The 5433-nt window shown below is 58.2% G+C and carries 4 protein-coding genes; all 4 read right to left on the reverse strand.

Annotated elements, in window-relative coordinates; all coding sequences use genetic code 11:
* Positions 1-766: RNA-guided endonuclease InsQ/TnpB family protein (locus tag BUE21_RS15075; RefSeq protein WP_327069290.1), on the reverse strand; the 766-nt coding region annotated here is incomplete at its 3' end.
* A gap of 15 nt (positions 767-781) precedes the next feature.
* Positions 782-1036 (reverse strand): hypothetical protein, encoded by a 255-nt coding sequence (locus BUE21_RS15080; RefSeq protein ID WP_073357260.1) that lies wholly within the window; start codon positions 1034-1036, stop codon positions 782-784.
* A gap of 237 nt (positions 1037-1273) precedes the next feature.
* Positions 1274-3787, reverse strand: a complete 2514-nt coding sequence (locus BUE21_RS14035; RefSeq protein ID WP_159435867.1) for an Ig-like domain-containing protein — start codon at positions 3785-3787, stop codon at positions 1274-1276.
* Positions 3788-4635: 848 nt separating this feature from the next.
* A partial coding sequence (locus tag BUE21_RS14040; RefSeq protein WP_143164551.1) for a DUF4214 domain-containing protein occupies positions 4636-5433 on the reverse strand: 798 nt, incomplete at its 5' end.

Below are 5433 nucleotides of genomic sequence, written 5' to 3' on the forward strand. Positions count from 1 at the left end.
GACGGCAATGCCCTGCCGCGAGAATGTTGCGTGCTGCGTTCACGTCGCGCTCGTGTGCCGCCCCGCAGTCGCTGCACGTCCATTCTCTTATTCCAAGACCTGCGATACCTTTCGGCCTCGACTGTGGCAACGCGCCACAAGCCGAACAGGTCTGGGTTGAATACGCTTCGCTCACTTCCTCAAAAACCACTCCGGCCTGATGGCACTTGTATTCCAAAGCGGTTTTCAACGATGACCAGCCCGCGTCCAGCGTGGACTTGGCCATCCCGGTTTTGACCAGCTTCGCGCTGGCCACGTCGCCCACGAAGATGGCGGCGTGGTTCTTCACAAGCTCGGTCGTAAACTTGTGAATTTCGTCTTTTCGGCGGTTGGCTATCTTGGCGTGAATCGCCCTGACACGCTTTTTCTTGCGTGCCCGTTGCGCAATCGCAAGCTGCGGCTCCAACTCCCGATACCAGCGGCCATGCAGCTTCTGGCCCGTGCTGGTGGTGGCGCAGTCTTTCAAGCCAAGGTCGATGCCGACCGATGCAGCTCCTTCGCTAGCCTGGGTTTCAATCTCCACCGCTACGTTGAAATACCAGCGACCGCGTGCATCTTCGTTGAAGCTGGCGGTCTTGAATTTGTACTGGCTCAAGCCGTAGGAATCCCACACACTGAAATAATGACCGTTGTGATAGACCTGCCCGTTCTTCCAAGAAGCTGCGCCGGTGTTGATGGGTATCCAGCCCAGGCTGCGCTGGCTGCCAGTGGATTTGCGCCAGTTCAGGCGCGTTCGCTTGTATTAACGACGGCGCGTGACATATTCCTGCGCGACACATTGCAGCGTCTGGCTGTGCAAGCCCAGCTCCTTGGCGGCTCCTTTGGTGTACGGGTGAATATCGTAGGCGGACAGCCATTTTCCGCGCTCTCGAATCGAGCGGCTGGAAAGCGCATTGACGAAATTCCACACGAAATTGACCTGCCGTGCCATCTGCAATAGCAGCGGCGCGTGCTTGTCCTTCACGCGGATTTTCAAGGTTTTGACAACGGTCGGCATGGTGCTGACTTTAACAGAGAGGGCATATTTTCAATGTGTTATCTATGAACCAAAATGGAACCCTTCGGGTTGCGCGCTCTGTATCCCCGTCGTGAACGACGGGGCTTTCCGCGCACCCCGATAAAACATGTTCTGCAACAAACCCGGAGCCAAAAAAATCCCCATCGATATCGATGAGGACTTCTTGCACCAAACGGGCAACGCCTCTTCAGGCGTTGCCCCATCGGCCAAAGACCGTCAGGCGATCAGGCCATCTGCGTCCTGGGCATCCACGCCGACAATCTCTGTCTCGCTGGCATCCAGCACATCGCCGTCTTCCAACGGAACATCGCCATAGACACCCTCGTGCGCATCGTCCAGGAAGAGTCCGTCCAACAGGTCATTAGACGCTGGAGCCAACAACAACGGATTGCCCAATGCTGCACTGCCACCGTTGAAGCCAGGCACGCCCGACAACAACAGAATCTCGATGGCTTCGGCAGTCAGGGCCACATGCTCCACAGACTCCGAGATGCCCAGCAGCACCTCTGCACGACTGGCCCCATTCTCCAGAGCCTCCAGCCAGGAAGAGCGGCCATCATCCTCACCCGGTCCACGGGCAAAAGCCGCCTGATAAACCCAGTTGAGGAATTGTTCATCGCTCACATCGATTCCGAACGTTCCGTCGTACTCGGCAGAGTAAACGAAGTGATGCGACACCTCCTCCAGCGTCAGATTTCCGGCACGGATTTCTGCCGCCCAGTAACGCAGACCCGCATCCTCTGGCTCACGATCCAGCAATGCGTAATAGAGACGCGCTACCGGCTCCACCACTTCCTTGGCTTCAACGCTGTTGAGGAACGTATCCACCAATTCTGCACGGGTAAGCTCGCCGCTGTCCAGAGTGCCCGTCCAGTAGGCATGGCCATCGGGTTCAGATGCGCGCACCAGAATGCTCTGGTAGAGATACTCGACAAAGTCACTGTTGGAGCCAATGCCCAGCGGAGCATCGACAGTCACCACCGGCGATGTATTGTCCGCCGCATCCTGTTGCGTCACACTCAGCGTCTCGCCATTGATCTGTGCAGGCTCCAATGGCACCTGGAAACTGCCATCGTCATTCACCGTACCCGTGCCCAGCGTATTGCCTGCATCGTCCTTGACCGTCACATCCGCACCCGGCTCACCCTCACCCGTCAGTTGTGAACCATCTTCACTGACCGCCAGATTCCTCGGGGCCACTGGTGCCGTGCTGTCACCCGCCTCCACCTGAACTACGGGAGACGTATTGCCGGCCGCATCCTTTTGTGTCACGTTCAGCGTCTCGCCATTCCTCTGCACAGGGCTGAGATTGGCCTTGAAATTGCCCTCATCATCCACGACTCCTGTGCCCAAGGTCTTGCCCGCATCATCGGTAATCGTCACATTCGCACCCGGCTCACCTTCACCGGTCAATTGCGAACCATCTTCGCTGACCTTCAGATTCTTCAGGGCAGCCGGTGCCGTGCTGTCGCCCGCATCCACCTGGGCCACCGGCGACGTATTGCCCGCCGCATCCTTCTGCGTCACATCCAGCGTCTCGCCGTTCTTCTGCACAGGGCTGAGGTTGATCGTGAAATTGCCATTGCCCCCCACTGTACCCGTGCCCAAGGTATTGCCCGCATCGTCCTTGACCGTCACGCCCGCACCCGGCTCACCCTGGCCCGTCAGTTGCGTGCCATCAGGGCTGACCGCCAGATTCCTCGGGGCCAGGGGTGCCGTGCTGTCACCCGCATCCACCTGGGCCACTGGGGACGTATTGCCCGCCACATCCTTCTGCGTCACATTCAGCTTTTCGCCATTCTTCTGCACAGGGCTGAGATTGGCCTTGAAATTGCCCGCATCATCCACCACCCCCGTGCCCAGCGTATTGCCTGCCGCATCCTTCACGGCCACGCTTGCACCCGGCTCGCCCTGACCCGTCAGTTGCGTGCCATTGGGGCTGACTGCCAGATTCTTCGGAGCCGCCGGTGCCGTGCTGTCACCCGCATCCACCTGGGCCACCGGCGACGTATTGCCCGCCGCATCCTTCTGCGTCACGTCCAGCGTCTCGCCGTTCTTCTGCGCAGGTGCAAGCGGCACCGTGAAGTTGCCGTTGTCGCCCACCACACCCGTGCCCAGCGTATTGCCTGCATCGTCCTTGACCGTCACGCTCGCGCCCGGCTCGCCCTGACCCGTCAGTTGCGTGCCATTGGGGCTGACCGCCAGACCCTTGGGCACCACTGGTGCAGTCGTATCGCCCGCATCCACCTGGGCCACGGGCGACGTATTGCCCGCCGCATCCTTCTGCGTTACGTCCAGCGTCTCGCCGTTCTTCTGCGCAGGTGCAAGCGGCACCGTGAAGTTGCCGTTGTCGCCCACCACACCCGTGCCCAGCGTATTGCCTGCATCGTCCTTGACCGTCACGCTCGCGCCCGGCTCGCCCTGACCCGTCAGTTGCGTGCCATTGGGGCTGACCGCCAGACCCTTGGGCACCGCTGGCGCAGTCGTATCACCCGCATCCACCTGGGCCACTGGGGACGCATTGCCCGCCGCATCCTTTTGCGTCACGTCCAGCGTCTCGCCGTTCTTCTGCGCAGGCGCAAGCGGCACCGTGAAGTTGCCGTTGTCGCCCACCACCCCTGTGCCCAGCGTATTGCCTGCCTCGTCCTTGACTGTCACGCTCGCGCCCGGCTCGCCCTGACCGGTCAATTGGGTACCATCGGCACTGACTGCCAAATTTTCTGGAGTCACCGGAGGCGTGATATCGAAATAGTCAGTCGCTCTCACATGCACCGTGGAGGTCGTACCTATTGCCAAAGTCCCATTGGGTGCAAAGCCCACGCGGTACTCCCCCTCTGGCAAGTTATAGATGGTAAAAATAGCCCCATCCACAATGCCATTCCCGACAACATTCGTACCCAACAGAGATACATCAATAACCCCTGTATTCAAACCCGTTTCATGGCCATTGATTGTCTGCACACGCTCCCAATTCTCTCCATTCTTGCGCTCCAGAACAATGTAGGCCCTATTGACAATATTGATTCCAGTGAAATATTTCGAATCAAAAGTCAAATCCACTGTATTGACATCTTCATCCAATGCAAAGTGCGTAACCGCAATACTATCCCCGCCTAAATTGACAGCGGCAAGTTGCAGCAGACTCAACGACAAGGTATTACTGACACTACCGGAACTTAGATCTGGCTGTTTTTCAGCGGTATGCGTACTGGGAATTGAATTGACTGCCATACTATTTCTCCTAAGAAATTTTCAGAATATATGCCTGCCCCAGCTCGCACCAACCTCACGTTTGCTGCTCCCTGCGGGCATAGCCGATGCCATTTTCACAGACTCATCCCATGAGCTCCACCAGAGTAGCGTGGCACAGGACTGCGATACATTATGCCAAAACCATAGCCAAAAACGCTGACATACTTATGCCAATACATCTTCCTTGTCAGGGCCCGTCATCCATCAGATTCACCCCCTAAGCATCGGCTGAATAGAGCTTACGAAAAAACCCCACCATCGCTGGTGGGGTTTTTGCATCAATCGGGCAACGCCCCTTCAGGCGTTGCCCCATCGGCCAAAGGCCGTCAGGCGATCAGGCCATCTGCGTCCTGGGCATCCACGCCGACAATCTCTGTCTCGCTGGCATCCAGCACATCGCTGTCTTCCAACGGAACATCACCATCGTTATAGACACCCTCGTCTGCATCGTCCAGGAAGAAGCCGTCCAACAGGCCTGTGGATGCTGCCACTGGAGCCTCATCCGCACCTGCATCGCCGTTGAAACCGGGCACGCCCGACAACAGCAGGGTCTCGACCGCTTGCGCGCTCAGGGCCACATGCTCTTCAGACTCCGAGATACCCAACAGCACTTCTGCACGGCTGGCACCGTTTTCCAGAGCACCCACCCAGAAGGAGCGGCCATCGTCTTCAGCAGGCCCTCTGGCAAATGCGGCCTCGTAGATCCAGTCCACAAACTCCTGATTGCTCACGTCTGCACCAGAAGTGTCTCCGTACTCGGTAGAGTTCACAAAGTGTTCCGCCACCTGCTCCAGCGACAGACCCTCCGAGCGAAGCTCCTGCGTCCAGTAATTCAAACCACCGGCATCCGGCTCACGGTCGAACAACGAGTAGTACAGACGCACCACAGGCTCCACGACTTCCTGGGCTTCAGAGCTGCCCAAGAACGTATCAACCAGCTCAGCGCGAGTGATGTACTCACCTTCCAATGCCTGCGTCCAGAACGCATGGCCAGCCACATCGGAGTCACGCACCAGAATGCTCTGGTAGAGGTACTCGACAAATTCGCTGTCTGAATCAGCGTCACCGTCTGCGTCGCCATCAGCATCCGCGTCGGCATCGGCATCGGCATCGGCATCGGCATC

The sequence above is a fragment of the Lampropedia hyalina DSM 16112 genome (assembly GCF_900129055.1).
Lineage (GTDB): Bacteria > Pseudomonadota > Gammaproteobacteria > Burkholderiales > Burkholderiaceae_C > Lampropedia > Lampropedia hyalina.

Bases quoted from the DNA above. Each gene is read 5' to 3' on its own strand.
- BUE21_RS15080 (WP_073357260.1), bottom strand. From the start codon at position 1,036: ATGCCGACCGTTGTCAAAACCTTGAAAATCCGCGTGAAGGACAAGCAC.